The organism is Caballeronia calidae (assembly GCF_900044055.2).
Classification (GTDB): domain Bacteria; phylum Pseudomonadota; class Gammaproteobacteria; order Burkholderiales; family Burkholderiaceae; genus Caballeronia; species Caballeronia calidae.
In genome coordinates this window covers 35,616-51,604 of the sequence record NZ_FCOX02000031.1, presented here as the reverse complement: position 1 = coordinate 51,604, position 15,989 = coordinate 35,616, and the positions used below count along the sequence as shown (strand labels likewise).

General features: G+C 63.4%; 15 protein-coding genes. 6 read left to right on the top strand and 9 right to left on the bottom strand.

Annotated features, from left to right (window positions below; genetic code table 11):
- Position 1: 1 nt before the first annotated feature.
- From AWB78_RS24995 to AWB78_RS24985, 3 genes are all read right to left on the bottom strand, one after another.
- On the bottom strand, positions 2 to 1,006 hold the full coding sequence (locus AWB78_RS24995) for an FAD binding domain-containing protein (RefSeq protein WP_062608675.1): 1,005 nt from the start codon (positions 1,004 to 1,006) through the stop codon (positions 2 to 4).
- A gap of 11 nt (positions 1,007 to 1,017) precedes the next feature.
- The gene (locus tag AWB78_RS24990) at positions 1,018 to 1,584 is read right to left on the bottom strand and encodes a (2Fe-2S)-binding protein (protein ID WP_062608674.1); all 567 of its coding nucleotides are present in this window, start codon (positions 1,582 to 1,584) and stop codon (positions 1,018 to 1,020) included.
- Positions 1,585 to 2,152: 568 nt separating this feature from the next.
- The gene (locus tag AWB78_RS24985) at positions 2,153 to 3,469 is read right to left on the bottom strand and encodes an MFS transporter (RefSeq protein ID WP_062608673.1); all 1,317 of its coding nucleotides are present in this window, start codon (positions 3,467 to 3,469) and stop codon (positions 2,153 to 2,155) included.
- A 190-nt stretch (positions 3,470 to 3,659) separates the two neighbouring features.
- On the opposite strand from AWB78_RS24985, the gene AWB78_RS24980 reads away from it, so the two are divergent.
- The 3 genes from AWB78_RS24980 to AWB78_RS24970 all read left to right on the top strand — a co-directional run bounded on the left by AWB78_RS24980 (position 3,660) and on the right by AWB78_RS24970 (position 6,964).
- Positions 3,660 to 4,556: a LysR substrate-binding domain-containing protein gene (locus tag AWB78_RS24980; RefSeq protein WP_062608672.1), complete on the top strand. Its 897-nt coding sequence runs from the start codon at positions 3,660 to 3,662 to the stop codon at positions 4,554 to 4,556.
- Between the two features lie 112 nt (positions 4,557 to 4,668).
- Positions 4,669 to 5,862 carry a M20 aminoacylase family protein gene (locus AWB78_RS24975; protein ID WP_062608671.1) on the top strand — a complete coding sequence of 398 codons (1,194 nt, stop codon included), beginning with the start codon at positions 4,669 to 4,671 and terminating at the stop codon, positions 5,860 to 5,862.
- A gap of 10 nt (positions 5,863 to 5,872) precedes the next feature.
- Positions 5,873 to 6,964: a M14 family metallopeptidase gene (locus AWB78_RS24970; protein WP_062608670.1), complete on the top strand. Its 1,092-nt coding sequence runs from the start codon at positions 5,873 to 5,875 to the stop codon at positions 6,962 to 6,964.
- Here AWB78_RS24970 and AWB78_RS24965 read toward each other — a convergent pair.
- The gene (locus AWB78_RS24965; protein ID WP_062608669.1) at positions 6,937 to 7,809 is read right to left on the bottom strand and encodes an endonuclease/exonuclease/phosphatase family protein; all 873 of its coding nucleotides are present in this window, start codon (positions 7,807 to 7,809) and stop codon (positions 6,937 to 6,939) included. The two genes, AWB78_RS24970 and AWB78_RS24965, sit on opposite strands and share 28 nt — an antisense overlap.
- 271 nt (positions 7,810 to 8,080) lie before the next feature.
- Here AWB78_RS24965 and AWB78_RS24960 point away from each other — a divergent pair, with 271 nt between their 5' ends.
- Entirely contained in the window at positions 8,081 to 8,587 is a 507-nt protein-coding gene (locus tag AWB78_RS24960) for a DUF4019 domain-containing protein (RefSeq protein ID WP_062608668.1), read from the top strand.
- 7 nt (positions 8,588 to 8,594) lie between these two features.
- Here the strand turns inward: AWB78_RS24960 and AWB78_RS24955 are convergent, their stop codons facing one another.
- The 3 genes from AWB78_RS24955 to AWB78_RS24945 all read right to left on the bottom strand — a co-directional run bounded on the left by AWB78_RS24955 (position 8,595) and on the right by AWB78_RS24945 (position 10,944).
- Entirely contained in the window at positions 8,595 to 8,900 is a 306-nt protein-coding gene (locus AWB78_RS24955; RefSeq protein ID WP_062608667.1) for a high-potential iron-sulfur protein, read from the bottom strand.
- Positions 8,901 to 9,387: 487 nt separating this feature from the next.
- Positions 9,388 to 9,525 carry an MFS transporter small subunit gene (locus AWB78_RS24950; protein WP_062608666.1) on the bottom strand — a complete coding sequence of 46 codons (138 nt, stop codon included), beginning with the start codon at positions 9,523 to 9,525 and terminating at the stop codon, positions 9,388 to 9,390.
- Positions 9,526 to 9,546: 21 nt separating this feature from the next.
- Complete coding sequence (locus AWB78_RS24945; RefSeq protein WP_062608665.1) at positions 9,547 to 10,944, bottom strand: L-lactate MFS transporter; 1,398 nt, start codon at positions 10,942 to 10,944, stop codon at positions 9,547 to 9,549.
- 551 nt (positions 10,945 to 11,495) lie between these two features.
- Between AWB78_RS24945 and adh the strand changes: the two genes are divergently transcribed.
- Positions 11,496 to 13,016, top strand: a complete 1,521-nt coding sequence (gene adh, locus AWB78_RS24940) for an aldehyde dehydrogenase (protein WP_062608707.1) — start codon at positions 11,496 to 11,498, stop codon at positions 13,014 to 13,016.
- Between the two features lie 56 nt (positions 13,017 to 13,072).
- On the top strand, positions 13,073 to 13,462 hold the full coding sequence (locus AWB78_RS24935; protein WP_062608664.1) for a DUF779 domain-containing protein: 390 nt from the start codon (positions 13,073 to 13,075) through the stop codon (positions 13,460 to 13,462).
- 4 nt (positions 13,463 to 13,466) lie between these two features.
- On the opposite strand, the gene AWB78_RS24930 is transcribed toward AWB78_RS24935, so the two are convergent.
- Both AWB78_RS24930 and AWB78_RS24925 read right to left on the bottom strand, forming a co-directional pair.
- A complete protein-coding gene (locus AWB78_RS24930) occupies positions 13,467 to 14,246 on the bottom strand; it encodes an enoyl-CoA hydratase (protein WP_062608663.1) in 780 nt (259 codons plus the stop codon).
- Positions 14,247 to 14,260: 14 nt separating this feature from the next.
- Positions 14,261 to 15,904 carry an acyl-CoA synthetase gene (locus AWB78_RS24925; protein ID WP_062608662.1) on the bottom strand — a complete coding sequence of 548 codons (1,644 nt, stop codon included), beginning with the start codon at positions 15,902 to 15,904 and terminating at the stop codon, positions 14,261 to 14,263.
- Positions 15,905 to 15,989 lie beyond the last annotated feature (85 nt).

Here is a 15,989-nt window from a genome sequence, read left to right as displayed (position 1 = left end):
GTCAGGAAGTTTGCGTGGCGGTCTTCAGCGCATGCACGATGCAGCGCTTCGAAAGCTCCACCTTGAAGCCGTTCTCGCTTTGCGGCTTCGCACCGGCGAGTGCGGCATCGGCGGCGCGCTTGAACGTCGCTTCATCGGGCGATGCATCCTGCAGTTCCTTCTCCGCTTCGCGCGATCGCCACGGCTTCGTGCCGACGCCGCCGAGCGCCACGCGCGCATGAGAAATGCGCCCGTCCTTCACGCCGATCACGACGCCCGCCGACGCCAGCGCGAACTCATACGACGCGCGATCGCGCAGCTTCAGATAGCACGAGCGCGCGCCTTCGACCGGCGGCGGCAAGGTCACGTGCGTGACGAGATCGCCCGCATCGAGCACGTTCTCGCGATCGGGCGTCGTGCCCGGCAGCAGAAAGAATTCGTCGATGGGAATCGCGCGCTTGCCGCCCGTGCCTTCGACATGAATCGTCGCTTCGAGCGCCTGCAACGCGACGCACATATCCGACGGATTGCTCGCGATGCACGCTTCGCTCGTGCCCATGATCGCCATCATGCGATTGAAGCCTTGAATCGCGGAGCAGCCGGTGCCGGGCTCGCGCTTGTTGCATGGCGATGTCGTATCGCGGAAATAGACGCAACGTGTGCGCTGCAGGAGATTGCCGCCGGTGGTCGCCATATTGCGCAACTGCACCGACGCGCCCGCGAGCAGCGCTTGCGAGAGCACCGCGTAACGATCGCGAATCAGCGCGTGATGCGCGAGATCCGAATTGCGCGAGGTCGCGCCGATGCGCACGCCGCCATCCGGTGTCGCCTCGATCTTGTCGAGCGGAAGACGGCTGATATCGACGACGCGCATCGGCCGCTCGACGTTGAGCTTCATCAGGTCGAGCAGCGTCGTGCCGCCCGCGAGAAAGCGCACTTCCGCGCCTTGCTGCGCGGTGTGCGCGAGCGCGCCCGCGTTGATCGCGTCGCGCATGTCGCGCGCGCGGGAGAGCTGAAACGTGTCCATGTCGCTCTCCCTTATTTCGCCGATGACTTGTTCGCGCGCACCGACTGGATCGCGCTGACGATGTTCTGGTACGCGCCGCAGCGGCACAGGTTGCCGCTCATCGCTTCGCGGACGTCGTCGTCGCTCGGACCGATGGGTTCATCGAGCAGCGCGACCGCCGACATCAACTGGCCGGCGGTGCAGTAGCCGCACTGATAGCCGTCGCATTCGACAAACGCGGCTTGCAGCGGATGCAGCGCTTCCACTTCGCCGATGCCTTCGATCGTCGTGATCGTGTCGCCATCGCATGCGGCCGCGAAGCAAAGACACGAGTTCACGCGGCGGCCGTTCACATGAACGGTGCATGCGCCGCATTGGCCGTGATCGCAGCCTTTCTTCGTGCCTGTCAGATGAAGATGCTCGCGCAATGCATCTAAAAGCGTCGTGCGCGGATCGAGCGAAAGCGTTTCGCTGCGGCCGTTGACGGTCATCGTGAAAGTGACGGACGCGCCATCGGCTTGAGCGGGCGCGGACGCGAGTGCTTTGTTCGGCGTATCGGTATGTGTGGTTTTCGATTGGGGGACGGGACGTTGTGGCATCGAGCATTCTCCTGAAATAGTGCAGCAAGCTGCTGCACTGGAAGCGGCGAGAGCAGCGGCGAATGAGCGGCAGAGCCCGAGAGAGGCGAAGATGCGGCGAAGCGTGTCGCGCGCCGATGGCGCGGAGGAAGGGCGGCGGAAAAAGGGTCTGCGCGCCGGGCGCAGGACCTTCGGGCGCCGACGACGCGGCGAAAGACGACACTCAGCCAGTATAGGCATCCGCCGCGAAACTTTCCCGATCGGAAGCCGGCGCGGCATGAGGTGCTGCTTTCGCACGAAGCATGCCCGCTACGGGCGCAGCGCTTTCAGTGCGTGAGCAGGGCGCGCGCGAAGAGTGAAAGAAGGAACACGCCGACCGTCGTGAAGACGACGAGCGCCACGAGGATCATGACCAGACGAAGGATCAGCTGCATGGCGTCGCTCCAAAAAAAATGGCCGCTTGCGCGGCCGGAAGGAGGGTGGGTCGGTCAGGCTTCAGATTAAGCACGCATTCTTAAATCAGACTTAAGCGCGCCGTTCTTCCGTGCAGGCCGCCCATTTTCCTTCCTTTCCGGCTCGATGCAGCGCCTTAGCGCAGCGCTTCGCTATAACGGTCGCGCAGCGGGACGATCGTCAGGAGCGCGACCGCGCTGCCGAAGATCACGTAATAGCAGATCGACAGCGGATCGCCGGTGGTCATCGTGAGCCATTGCACGATGGCCGGTGCGAAGCCGCCGAAGATCATCACCGCGACGTTGTAGCTCACCGAGATGCCGGTCGAGCGCACGCTCGAAGGCAGCAGCTCGGAGATGAACGCCGGATAGCAGCCCTGGAAGATGCCGAGGTAGCTCATCAGAAGCGCCTGACAGACGACCAACATCGGCAGGCTCGGATGCGCGGTCAGCACCGCGAAGATCGGATACGCGGTGACGAGCGACAGCGCGAGCGCGGTGGCCATCAGCTTCTTGCGTCCGATGCGGTCCGACAGACGCCCGAACACCGGGCAGCAGACGAGATACACGAGCGCGCCGATCGTCGAGCTGATGAGGCCGTCGGTGAGCGCCATGTGCAGCACGCGCGTTGCGTGCGTCGGCAGATACAGGAGGAAGATGTACGTGCCGATGGTGCCGAACACCGTAAGACCGAAGCCTGCGAGCACGGGCATCCAATGCTTCGTGGCGGTATCGCGGATCGGGCGCGTGGTCAGCTCGTTCTTCTGTGCCTTCTCGACGAACACGGGCGATTCGTCGAGCTTCGAGCGCAGATACAAACCGACCGGCACGATCAACAGACCGATGACGAACGGAATGCGCCAGCCCCAGCTATTCAGATGCTCGGGGCTCAGCGTGCGCGTGAGCACCGCGCCGAAGAACGAGCCCGCGAGACTCGCCGCGGCCTGCGCGACCATCTGGAAGCTGCCGAAATAGCCGCGCTTGTTGGCGGGCGCGTATTCGACGAGAAACGCCGTCGCGCAGCCCACTTCGCCGCCCGCGGAGAATCCTTGAATCAGGCGGCCGAGCAACATCAGCAAGGGCGCGGCGATGCCAATCGCGGCATACGTCGGCGCGAACGCGATGATCGCGATGCCGACTGCCATCAGCGAGATGGTGAGCGTGAGCGCCGACTTGCGCCCGACGCGATCCGCGACCGCGCCGAGCACGATGCCCCCGAGCGGCCGCGTCAGAAAGCCGACGCCGAATGTCGCCCAGGTCGCGAGCAGCGAGATGGTGGGGTTCGTCGCGGGAAAGTACAGCTTGGCAATGATGACGGCGAAGAAGCCGTACACCATGAAGTCGAACCATTCGAGCGCATTGCCGATGGTCGATACGACGATGGCTCGTCGGCCGGAAAGGTTGAGTGCGGCGTTCTCGTCGGCCGCGTGGGATGCAGGTAATACGGTGCTCATCGAATGCACTCCGTGGCGTGGTGCGATTGATCTGGTGCGACGACATCCGCTTTTTTGCGGGCTCGCTCCGGGCAGGCGCGAGCCGCTGCAACACGCCAACATTACCCCGAGTTGAAATAAGAAAATATAGAATTTCTAAACTGACACTCAAGGAAACCTGATCGAAAGATCCGGGTTGTCCCCTAGGCCCATGAGCAACATTCGCTTCCTGCGCACCTTCATCGCGGTCGCGCGCTATGGCTCTTTCGCGGCAGCCGCCGAGAAAGTCGCGCTCACGCAAGCCGCCGTGAGCATGCAGATGCAATCGCTCGAAGACGATCTGAAACGGCCGCTCTTCGATCGCGTGGGCCGCACGAATCGCTTGACGAGCATCGGCAAGCAGGTGTTGCCGCAGGCGGAGCGCATCGTCGCACTGTACGACAGCATGCGGCTCACCGGCCTCGACGATGAATTCGCCGGATCGGTCTCCATCGGCGCGGTCGATTCGGCGATGGGCGCGCTCGCATCCGTCGTCACCGAATTGAAAGGCCAGTATCCGAGGCTCGATGTGCGGCTCTTCACCGGCAAGGCGCTCGCGCTCGCGCCGCAAGTGGAGGCGGGCGAAATCGATGCCGCGGTGATCGTCGAGATGGCGGGCAAGACGCCCGCGAGCCTCAACTGGACGCCGCTCTATTCGGAGCCGCTCGTCGCGATCGGTTCGCCGGACAGCGCGCCCGCGAGCGCCGCCGAGATGCTCGCGAGGCGCCCGTTCCTGCGCTTCGATCGCGCGCAGCGCACCGGCGCGATGATCGAGCGCGCGCTCAAGCACAACCGGCTCGCGGTGAACGAGTTTCTCGAACTGAATTCTCTGGAAGTGATCGTCGAACTGGTGCGGCAGGATGCGGGCGTCTCCGTCGTGCCGCTGCTCGAATATGGATCGTGGGAGAGCGATCCGGCGTTGCGCGTATTGCCGCTCGCGAAGAACACGCCGCGTCGCGTCGTCGGCATGCTGGAGCGCAGGATCCACGACCGCCATGCGGTGATGAGCGTCGTGCAGGAACGTATCCGCATGCGTTCGCACGGCGCGCTGTCGCCGCGCGAAAGCTAAAGCTTTCCTTAAGTCACGAACAAGAAATATCAGCTTTCGCTGCGATTTCCGAGCATCGACAATGCTTCGGGCATAGCAACGCAGCCCGTTCACTCAAACACAAGAGGAAAGCATGCCGATCATTCCGGAGATCGCTCAGTCGCGCGACGAGATTCAGGCCATTCGCCGCGATATCCACGCGCATCCCGAGCTGTGCTACGAAGAGGCGCGCACCGCCGAGCTCGTCGCGCGGAAGCTCGAAAGCTGGGATATCGAAGTGACGTGCGGGCTCGGCAAGACGGGCGTCGTCGGGGTGTTGAAGAAAGGTTCGGGCACGCGCGCAATCGGCTTGCGCGCCGATATGGATGCGCTACCCATTCCCGAGCTCAACACGTTCGCGCACGCATCGCGTCATGAGAACAAGATGCACGCGTGCGGCCACGACGGCCACACCGCGATGCTGCTCGGCGCCGCGCAATATCTCGCGAAGCATCGCGATTTCGACGGCACCATCGTGTTCATCTTTCAGCCGGCCGAAGAGGGCGGCGGCGGCGCGAAAGCGATGATCGACGATGGCCTGTTCGAGCGCTTTCCCGTCGATGCCGTGTTCGCATTGCATAACTGGCCCGGCATGGCGGCGGGCGAATTCGGCGCGCGCGTCGGCGCGACGCAGGCATCGAGCAACGAGTTCGAGATTCGCATCGAAGGCGTCGGCGCGCATGCCGCGATTCCGCACGATGGCGTCGATCCCGTGTTCACCGCATTGCAGATCGGCACGGGCTTGCAGAGCATCGTGACGCGCAACAAGCGGCCCATCGATGCCGCCGTGCTGTCGATCACGCGTATGCAGGCGGGCCACGCTGTCAACGCGATTCCCACGACCGCGACGCTCGCGGGCACCGTGCGCACGTTTTCCGTCGACGTGCTCGACCTGATCGAGACGCGCATGAAGGAGATCGTCGCGGCGACGGCGGCGGCGTATCGATGCAAGGCCGAGGTTAGTTTCGTACGCAACTATCCGCCGACCGTGAATACCGAAGCGGAAACGCATTTCGCGCTGGGCGTGATGCGCGATGTCGTGGGCGCGGAGAAGGTGAATACGAACGTCGATCCGACGATGGGCGCCGAGGACTTCTCGTACATGCTGCTGGAGCGGCCCGGCTGCTACGCGTATATCGGCAACGGACTGGGCGGGCATCGCGATCACGGTCATGGAATCGGACCGTGCATGCTGCACAACAGCAGCTACGATTTCAACGACGACGTGCTTACGCTCGGCTCGACATATTGGGTGCGCCTCGTCGAGAAGTTTCTCGCGCGCAGCTGAGGAGGCGCACATGTTTTCATCGACATACCGCGAGGCACGTCGACGCTTTCTCGATACGGCGTCACAGCGCAAGCTCACGGTCGATACGCGCGTGCTCGAAGGCATCGACGGCCTGGAAGGCGAGACGCTCGCCACCGATGTCGTGCGCATCGGTCCGCGCGATGCCGCGCGCCTGCTCGTGCTCACGTCCGGCACGCATGGCGTCGAAGGCTTCTGCGGCTCGGGCGCGCAGATCGCGTTGATGCGTGACGACGTGTTGCCCGCGCTGATGGACAAGCTCGGTGTCGCGATGCTGCTCGTGCACGCGATCAACCCGTACGGTTTTTCGTATCTGAGCCGCACGACCGAAGGCAACGTCGATCTGAATCGCAACAGTGTGGATTTCAGCGAGCCGTTGCCGCGCAATCCGGGTTATGCGGAACTGCATGATCTGCTGATTCCCGCGAGCTGGCCGCCTGACGAAGCGAACGTCGCGGCGATTCGCGGCTATATCGAAACGCGCGGCCAATGGACGTATCAGCAAGCCGTGACGACCGGGCAGTACACGCACGCGCAAGGCATGTTCTACGGCGGCGACGCGCCCGCATGGAGCACGCGCACGATGCGCGCGCTGCTCGCGGAATACGGCGAGACGTGCGCGGCGATCGGCTGGATCGATTTTCATACGGGTCTGGGACCGAGCGGCTTCGGCGCGAAGATCTGCGTCGGCGACGTGCAGCGCGCGCGGCGCTGGTGGGGCGCGGACGTGACGAGTCCTGCGGACGGCACGTCGATCGCGGCGGATGTTGCAGGGCCCTTGCTCGATACCTTGCGGCAGACGTGTCCGTATGCGGCGACTGCATCGATCGCGATCGAGTACGGCACCGTGCCGCTCACCGACATGCTCGACATGTTGCGCGCGGATGTGTGGGTTCGCCATCATCCCGATGCGCCCGACGCGTTGAAGGCCGATATCCGCAGGCAGATTCGCGCGGCCTTCTATATCGACGAAGATATCTGGCGCGGAATGATCGTTGGCCAGGCGCGGGCGGCGGTGTTGCAGGCGCTATACGGCCTGGCGCGCGAAGACAGCGCTCAACGCAACTCGAGCCACATCGGCTGATGATCCGATGACCGGCTCTGCTGATCCGCTTCGCATCCGACGATGCGCGGCTTCAGGTCTTCCGTCACGAAGATGAAGTCGCACGCGAACGGTCCATCGGGCCATTGATCGTGATCGTAGAGGCCCACGGTCGCCGCGCGTGGCTCGTTCGGATGCGCGCAGGTCCAGGCATCGACGAATGAGGGCGCATCGGCGATCGGATCGAGCATCGCGCGATAGGCCGATGCGTCGAACGCGCTGTTGAAATCGCCGCAGAGAATCGCGGAAACGGGCCGCGCGGTATCGGCGAACGGGCTTGCCTGACTTTCGGCCTTCGCCGGCTGGCGCTCGTGCGCGCAGGCTTCGGCGTGCAGCTCGCGCAGACGCGCCACTTGCGCGAGGCGCTGCTTCTCCGAATAAAACTCCAGATGCGTGCTGACGATGCGCAACGGGCCGACGTCCGTCTCGATGACGGCTTCGAGCGCGACGCGCAGCATCGATGGCTTCGCGGGATCGGCGGGCCAGGGCAGCGAATGGCGCAAGACCTGACGCACCGGCAGACGGCTCACGATCGCGTTGCCGAACTGGCGGCGCGCAAGGCCCGCGCCCACCGGCGGCAAGTCGGAGCCGATTCCGTCCATGACAGTCGCGCCGGGGATCAGCGCTTCGAGCTCGGCGAACTGATCGGCGCTCGGGCGGCCCGCGAGACCGCCCGCCTGTTCGCTTTCGTTAAAGCCGCGCGTGACTTCCTGCAGGCACAGCACATCGAAGTCGTGCAGCGCCTTGGCTTCCGTGACGATGCGCGCGAGATCGACGCGGCCGTCCACGCCGCGTCCCCATTGGATGTTCCAGTCGACGAGTCGCATTTTCAAACCTCGGCGTCAGTACTGAGTTGACCTTCTCTCATGGGCAGCAAGGAATGTGCGCGGTCGGATGCGGAAGTCGTGGGGTTGGCTTATTGAGATATGTGGGGGTTGCACGCGCTGCACGTCACTAGAATCCGGGCTATCAACCACAGCCGCACGAGAGCCTGAACGATCCGAAATTCAATCAAGATCATGAAACTCAGTATTTCTTACAATCCATCGCAGTGACGGCGATACAATCCACTAGCAGATCACGAACATCGTCTGAAACATGAACGCACGCATCAAACCTTCGCTCGGCGCACTTCTGCTGATATCGACCAGCGTCGCATGTCAGGCGCAACAGGCTCCCGCTCCGCAGCAGCCGATTCAATCCGCCGCCGCTCGCTCGCTCACGAAGGAGCAGCAGGACGCGCTCGACAAGCAAGACCAGGACATCGCTCAGGTAGCGTTGGCCATCGTCAGGCTGATCGATCAGAGTAAGACAGGCGAGGTATGGGATCAGGCGTCGCCCATCGCGAAACAGATCATTTCACGCGATGACTTCACGAAGAAGATCACACACGACCGCGCGCCGCTCGGCACGCCGGGCATGCGCATGCCGATGGGCGTCAAACACTATCACTACGACGGCTCCGGCAACATGCCGGCCGGTGCGTACATCAACATTCTCTTCGATACCCAGTTCAGCCAGGCCAATCGTTCAGCGCGCGAAATGGTGACGTTCATCCTCGATTCGGACAAGGTCTGGCGTTTCGTCGGCTATTCCGTGCGCTGAAGCGGCATCACATGTTCGTGTAGGACGCGCACCATCCTTTCCCGGCCACGAGCTTGTCGTTGAACAGCGTGCAGCCGCCCCAGGCATCGCTCGATTTGCCCTGGAACAGCGAGCAGTTCGCGCACGTCTGTCCCGCCGCGAAGTTTGGATACTTCGCCTTGTCCACTTTCGCGGCGTCCTCCTTGTAGCCGACGGCGGCGGCAGCCGGATCGGATTCGCTCAGATGCGGCGCGTCGGCCCGGGCTTGCGTGAGCCACAGCGCCGGGCCCATGCCGATGCTGAAAATCATGAAGCTGCGACGGGACGTGTTCATCGTCGTGGACCATTTTGTCGTTTGTGGGGAATGTCGTCGCGCGCTCTTCGGCGCTAATCGAACGATACGCCAGCGCGCGCGGTCGTGCGCGTTTTGGAATCGAACGACCGGTCGGTTTCTCTGTCGCACCGTTTGCGCACTTTGATTCGACGCGCCGCTAAACCTTTGCGCGCGCGTGCCGTAAATCAGGCCAGAACGCAGTTGCAATCGCGTGAATCACTCCCGCGGCGCCCGGCCGCGGCTCAATTCGAAGGAGAACAGGCGTGACTGAAGTTGAATGGATGATGGCTGGCGTGTATCTCGCGGCGCTGGTGTGCGGCACGCTCCTGATGAGCGTGCTCGCGCGCCGCAGCCTGAACCGGGTGGAGAAGCGCGGGCATTGAGACTCGCACGCGGCTCGCATCGCGGGCGGCGAGCCGCAAATAAAACGCGCGCCGTGAGCCGACATCGAATCGGCCCTCCGGCGCGCGATAACTTTCCTGCCGACTTACTGGAACAGCTTGGTCGCCTGCGTGAGCGTGTTCGTCACGCCCCATGCGAGCGGAATCAGCACATACGCCCAGAACAACAGCAACAGCCCTTTATTGGACGAGCTGCCCTCGTGAGTATCGATGCGGGTATTCATCGCGGATCTCTCTCCTGAATCTCAGTTGGCGGCCTGCGCCGGCATGTTCATGTGATGCTTCTCATGCACCCGCGTGACGAGCAGGTTGCACAGGAAGCCGATGACGAGCAGCGCCGCCATGATATGCAGCGTCATCGTGTAAGCTTCGGCGCCGACGACGCCATGCGACACCTGATACGCGCGCACATAGTTGACGAGCACAGGACCCGCGACGCCCGCGGCCGCCCAGGCGGTCAGCAGCCGTCCGTGAATGCCGCCGACGAACGCCGTGCCGAACATGTCCGCGAGATACGCGGGCACGGTCGAGAAACCGCCGCCGTACATCGACAGAATCACGCCATACGCCAGCACGAAGAGGGCGATGTTGCCCGCGCCGGCGAATTGCGGCACGAGGAAATACAGCACCGCGCCCAGGATGAAGAACACGAAGTACGTATTCTTGCGGCCGATCCAGTCCGACGCCGACGCCCACACGAAGCGCCCGCCCATGTTGAAGAGCGAGAGCAGCCCGACGAAGCCCGCCGCCGCGCCCGCCGTGATCGATGCCTTGAAGCTTTCCTGAATCATCACCGATGCCTGGCCGAGCACGCCGATGCCCGCCGTCACGTTCAGGAACAGCACGAGCCACAGCAGATAGAACTGCGGCGTCTTCAACGCCTGATCGATGTGCACGTGGTTCTTCGTGATCATCTTGCTGGCGGTCGCGGGCGGCGTCCAGCCGGCCGGCTTCCAGTCCGCCGGCGGGATGCGGATCGCGAGCGCGCCGATCGTCATCGAGATGAAGTACAGCACGCCGAGCACGAGGAACGTTTCGGCCACGCCGGCGCTCGTCGCGCTCTTGAAGTGGTTCATCAGCGCGACGGAGCCGGGCGCGGCGATCATCGCGCCGCCGCCGAAGCCCATGATCGCCATGCCGGTCGCCATGCCGCGGCGGTCCGGGAACCAGCGGATCAGCGTCGAGACCGGCGACACATAGCCGAGCCCCAGCCCGATGCCGCCGATCACGCCATAGCCGAGATACAGCAGCCAGATCTGATGCAGATGGACGCCGAGCGCGGACACGAGAAAGCCGCCGCCGAAGCAGCATGCGGCGGTGAACATCGTGCGGCGCGGGCCGACCTTCTCCAGCCACTTGCCGGCGAATGCCGCCGACAGACCGAGAAACACGATCGCGAGCGAGAAGATCCAGCCGAGCGTGGTGAGCGACCAGTCATCGGGCGCGGACTTCGTGATGCCGATAACCTTCGTGAGCGGCGCATTGAACACCGAGAACGCATACGCCTGCCCGATGCACAAGTGAACAGCCAGCGCGGCGGGCGGCACCATCCAGCGCGAGAAACCGGGCCGGGCGATGGTCGCCTCCTTGGAGAAGAAGCCTGTCGGGCCGTGCGCGGCCCCTTGATCGATTGTGCTGTTCATGTGGTCTCTGTGGCGCGTCATGCATGCACATGCGCGCTCATCGTTTGCTTGAGGTGCCGTGCGGGGTCGCCGGACAGCAGCCCGCCGTGGTCATGCGAGCGCCCACGCGGTTTGCATCGCGCGCTCGCAAGGCCATTTCGCGTCGCCCAAACATGCGATGGAACGACATATACATGCGACGCTTTGCTACGGCTGGGCATGACCATAGACAACTGTGAAAAGCTTTGCAATATGAACACTCGTGCCATAAGCGTTTGCCCGCAGACACGATGCGCCCGATGCGGTAGTGCACGTTCACCCCGGACAAACATGACACTCGCATGACGCTGTATCGCATCGCTACAAGGCGGGGCAGGTGTTCTGAATGTGAACAGAGCACAGGGCCCTCGTATAAACCCTGAAATGCGATGCGAAACCGCGTGACGATGCGGCTTTCGCGTGCATCGCGTCATCGCGCGGGCGAATGGCATGGAACTCGCAATCCAGGGCGACCGGCGCCGGACATCGGCAGCGCCGGCCCGTTCACGTCGACATGCGAGGAGCACCTAGAAATGAATCACGCAGAGATGCAGTTCCTGAGCACCGAATACCCCTACAAAAAGCAGTACGGCAACTTCATCGGCGGCAAGTGGGTGCCGCCCGCGGGCGGCGAGTATTTCGACAACATCTCGCCGATCACCGGCGAACCCTTCACGTCGATTCCGCGTTCGCGCGAAGCCGATATCGAAGCCGCGCTCGATGCGGCGCATGCAGCGAAGGCATCGTGGGGCAGGACCTCCGTCACCGATCGCGCGAATGTGCTGCTGAAGCTCGCCGATCGCATGGAGCAGAACCTGTCACGTCTCGCGCTGGCCGAATCCATCGACAACGGCAAGCCGCTGCGCGAGACGATGGCCGCCGACATTCCGCTCGCGATCGATCACTTCCGTTATTTCGCGAGCGCTGCGCGTTCGCAGGAAGGCGGCATCTCGGAGATCGATCACGATACGGTCGCGTATCACTTCCATGAGCCGCTCGGCGTCGTCGGTCAGATCATCCCGTGGAATTTCCCGATCCTGATGGCCGTATGGAAGCTCGCGCCCGCGCTCGCTGCCGGCAACTGCGTCGTGCTGAAGCCGGCTGAACAGACGCCTGCATCGATCCTCGTGCTGCTCGAAGTGATCGAAGACCTGCTGCCGCCGGGCGTGCTCAATGTCGTGAACGGCTTCGGGCTGGAAGCGGGCAAGCCGCTCGCGTCGAACAAGCGCATCGCGAAGATCGCGTTCACCGGCGAGACCACGACGGGCCGCCTCATCATGCAGTACGCGAGCCAGAATCTGATTCCCGTCACGCTGGAGCTGGGCGGCAAGAGCCCGAATATCTTTTTCGAGGATGTGCTGAACGCCGACGACAGCTTCTTCGACAAGGCGCTCGAAGGCTTCACGATGTTCGCGCTGAATCAGGGCGAAGTATGCACGTGCCCGTCGCGCGCGCTGGTGCAGGAGTCGATTTACGAGCGCTTCATGGAACGCGCGTTGAAGCGCGTCGCGGCGATCGCGCAGGGTCATCCGCTCGACACGAGGACGATGATCGGCGCGCAGGCTTCGCAGGAGCAACTGGAGAAGATCCTGTCGTATATCGATCTCGGCAAGCAGGAAGGCGCGGAATGTCTTTCCGGCGGCGAGCGCAATAGCTTCGATGGCGAATTGAAGAACGGCTACTACATCAAGCCGACCGTCTTCAAAGGCCACAACAAGATGCGCATTTTCCAGGAGGAAATCTTCGGGCCGGTGCTGTCGGTGACGACCTTCAAGACCGAGGAAGAGGCGCTCGAGATCGCGAACGATACGCTGTACGGCCTCGGCGCGGGCGTGTGGACGCGCGATGGCACGCGGGCTTATCGCTTCGGCCGCGCGATTCAGGCGGGTCGCGTGTGGACCAACTGCTATCACGCGTATCCGGCGCACGCGGCGTTCGGCGGCTACAAGCAATCAGGCATCGGACGCGAGAATCACAAGATGATGCTCGACCACTATCAGCAGACGAAGAACATGCTCGTCAGCTATAGCGACAAGCCGCTCGGCTTCTTCTAAAGCCTGTGAGGCCGCCGCTGTTACTGGCGGCGGCCGATTCGAACAACGGGGACATCATGAGCGAACAGGAAGTGCTGCGCGTGACCGCGACGCCCGCGGCGATCGACTTGATCGAAAAACTCAGGGCCGAGCATGGCGACGTGCTGTTCCATCAATCCGGCGGATGCTGCGACGGCAGCGCGCCGATGTGCTTTCCAGTGAACGAGTTCATGGTCGGCAGATCGGACGTCAGGCTCGGCGCGATCGGCGGCGTGCCCTTCTACATGACCGAATCGCAGTACGAGTATTGGCAGCACACGCAACTCATCATCGATGCGGTGCCGGGCAACGGCGGCATGTTCTCGCTCGAGCGCCCGACCGGACTGCGCTTTCTCACGCGCTCGCGTTTATACAGCGATGAAGAGAACGCGTGGCTCGAAAGGCATCCGGTCGAGCACGTAAGCTGAGCGCTCAGGTCCAGCGCGGCGGCCGCTTCTCGATGAACGCCTGCGTGCCTTCGAGCGTGGCGTCGTCCATCATGTTGCAGGCCATCGTTTCCGATGCGAGCGCGTACGCCGCTTCGATGCCCGTTTCGAGCTGCCGATAGAACAGGCCCTTGCCGGCCGCGACCGCTTCGCGCGGCTTGGCGGCAATGGTGGCGGCGAGCGTGTGCACGGCATCGTCGAGTGCATCGGGCGATACGACGCGATTCACGAGGCCGCGCTCGCGCGCCGTGGCGGCATCGATGAACTCACCGGTGACGAGCATTTCGAACGCGGCCTTGCGCGATACGTTGCGCGTCAGCGGCACGCTCGGCGTCGCGCAGAAAAGCCCGAGATTCACGCCCGATACCGCGAAGCGCGCCTCGCTCGATGCCACCGCGAGATCGCACATCGCGACGATCTGGCAACCCGCCGCCGCCGCGACGCCATGCACGCGCGCGATCACCGGCTGCGGCATGCGTTGAATCGTGAGCATCATGCGCGAGCAGCGCGCGAAAAGCGCGCGATAGTAGTCGAGCGCGGGCTCGGCGCGCATCTCTTTCAGATCGTGTCCCGCGCAGAACGCGCGGCCTTCGCCGGCAAGCACGACCACACGCGCATCCGATTCGGCGACATCCTTCAACGCGCGTTCGAGCGCTTCGAGCATCGCTTCCGATAGCGCATTGAACGCGTCGGGACGATTCAACGTCAGCTTGACGACGCCTTTGATCTGGTAAGCGTCGCGTTCGATCAGAACCAGTTCGCTCATTGAGATGCTCTCCATCAAACGTCGATCGCCGCGACCGAACCCGCGCGCTTGCGCAGCTCGAACTTCTGGATCTTGCCGGTCGATGTTTTCGGCAGCTCGCAGAACTCGATCGCGCGCGGCACCTTGAAGCCCGCGAGATGCTTCTTGCAATGCGCGATCAGCTCTTCGGCGGTGACTTCCGCGCCTGCCTTCAATTCGACGAACGCGCAAGGCGTCTCGCCCCAGCGCGTATCCGGCTTCGCGACGACAGCTACCGCAAGCACGGCCGGATGCCGGTACAGCACGTCCTCCACCTCGATGCTCGATATGTTCTCGCCGCCCGAGATGATGATGTCCTTGCTGCGATCCTTGATGCGCACGTAACCATCCGGATACGCGACGGCCAGATCGCCCGTATGGAACCAGCCGCCGCGAAACGCTTCTTCCGTCGCGGCTGCGTTCTTCAGATAGCCCTTCATCGTGATGTTGCCGCGGAACATGATCTCGCCGATGGTTTCGCCATCCATGGGCATGAGTTCCATCGATATCGGATCGCGCACGCTCACCGCATCCTGCAAGTGATAGCGCACGCCTTGCCGCGCGTTGAGCCGCGCGCGCTCGCCGATATCGAGCGTGCTCCATGCGTCCTGCTGCGCGCAGACGGCGGCGGGGCCATAGACTTCCGTGAGCCCGTACACGTGCGTCAACTGAAAGCCCATGCGCTCCATGCCTTCGATCATCGCGGCGGGCGGCGCGGCGCCCGCGACCATCGCGTGGACTTTCTGTTCGATGCCGGCCTTCATCTCGTCGGGCGCATTGACGAGCAGGTTCTGCACGATCGGCGCGCCGCAATAATGCGTGACGCCTTCGCTTCTGATCAGATCGAAGATGGTCTTCGCATCAACGCGGCGCAAACACACGTTCACGCCCGCGCGCGCCGCGACGGTCCACGGAAAGCACCAGCCGTTGCAATGAAACATGGGCAGCGTCCACAAGTACACGGCGTGCCTCGGCATGTCCCATTCGAGCACGTTGCTGATGGCATTCGTGTATGCGCCGCGATGGTGATAGACGACGCCCTTCGGATTGCCCGTCGTCCCTGAGGTGTAGTTCAGGCAGATGGCGTTCCATTCATCCAATGGCGGCGACCATTCGTATGCGGGATCGCCGCTCGCGAGCAACGCTTCATAGTCGATTTCGCCGATGCGTTCACCCGCGCCCGTGTACTGCGAATCGTCGACATCGATCACGAGCACCGGCTGCGGCACGCTGGCCAGCGCTTTCTTCACGACCTCCGAGAACTCGCGATCGACGAGCACGGCCTTCGCTTCGCCATGCGTGAGCATGAACGCGAGCGTGGCTGCGTCGAGCCGCGTGTTGAGCGTGTTGAGCACGGCGCCCGTCATCGGCACGCCGAAGTGCGCCTCGACCATTTCGGGCGTGTTCGGCAGCATGGCGGCGACCGTATCGCCAGGGCCGATGCCGCGAGCAGCGAGCGCCGACGCGAGCCGCCGCGTGCGCGCATAGGTCTCGGCCCAGTTGCGCCGCACGTTGCCGTGGACGATGGCGGGGCGCGTCGGATACACGGACGCCGCGCGCTCGATGAACGTGAGCGGCGTCAGCGCCGCGAAGTTGGCGGCCGTTTTGGGAAGGCCATCGTCGTACATGCCGGCTGTCATGGTTGTCTCCTCGAGCGCGGATCGAGCGAGGGTGCCCGCGCCACCGATGTTCTCAAGTTTATCGTTATCACGCGCGCGACTTACG

Excerpts from the sequence above, each read along its gene's own strand:
- AWB78_RS24995 (WP_062608675.1), bottom strand. The coding sequence starts at position 1,006 with ATGGACACGTTTCAGCTCTCCCGCGCGCGCGACATGCGCGACGCGATC.
- AWB78_RS24990 (WP_062608674.1), bottom strand. The coding sequence starts at position 1,584 with ATGCCACAACGTCCCGTCCCCCAATCGAAAACCACACATACCGATACG.
- AWB78_RS24985 (WP_062608673.1), bottom strand. The coding sequence starts at position 3,469 with ATGAGCACCGTATTACCTGCATCCCACGCGGCCGACGAGAACGCCGCA.
- AWB78_RS24980 (WP_062608672.1), top strand. The coding sequence starts at position 3,660 with ATGAGCAACATTCGCTTCCTGCGCACCTTCATCGCGGTCGCGCGCTAT.
- AWB78_RS24975 (WP_062608671.1), top strand. The coding sequence starts at position 4,669 with ATGCCGATCATTCCGGAGATCGCTCAGTCGCGCGACGAGATTCAGGCC.
- AWB78_RS24970 (WP_062608670.1), top strand. The coding sequence starts at position 5,873 with ATGTTTTCATCGACATACCGCGAGGCACGTCGACGCTTTCTCGATACG.
- AWB78_RS24965 (WP_062608669.1), bottom strand. The coding sequence starts at position 7,809 with ATGCGACTCGTCGACTGGAACATCCAATGGGGACGCGGCGTGGACGGC.
- AWB78_RS24960 (WP_062608668.1), top strand. The coding sequence starts at position 8,081 with ATGAACGCACGCATCAAACCTTCGCTCGGCGCACTTCTGCTGATATCG.
- AWB78_RS24955 (WP_062608667.1), bottom strand. The coding sequence starts at position 8,900 with ATGAACACGTCCCGTCGCAGCTTCATGATTTTCAGCATCGGCATGGGC.
- AWB78_RS24950 (WP_062608666.1), bottom strand. The coding sequence starts at position 9,525 with ATGAATACCCGCATCGATACTCACGAGGGCAGCTCGTCCAATAAAGGG.
- AWB78_RS24945 (WP_062608665.1), bottom strand. The coding sequence starts at position 10,944 with ATGAACAGCACAATCGATCAAGGGGCCGCGCACGGCCCGACAGGCTTC.
- adh (WP_062608707.1), top strand. The coding sequence starts at position 11,496 with ATGAATCACGCAGAGATGCAGTTCCTGAGCACCGAATACCCCTACAAA.
- AWB78_RS24935 (WP_062608664.1), top strand. The coding sequence starts at position 13,073 with ATGAGCGAACAGGAAGTGCTGCGCGTGACCGCGACGCCCGCGGCGATC.
- AWB78_RS24930 (WP_062608663.1), bottom strand. The coding sequence starts at position 14,246 with ATGAGCGAACTGGTTCTGATCGAACGCGACGCTTACCAGATCAAAGGC.
- AWB78_RS24925 (WP_062608662.1), bottom strand. The coding sequence starts at position 15,904 with ATGACAGCCGGCATGTACGACGATGGCCTTCCCAAAACGGCCGCCAAC.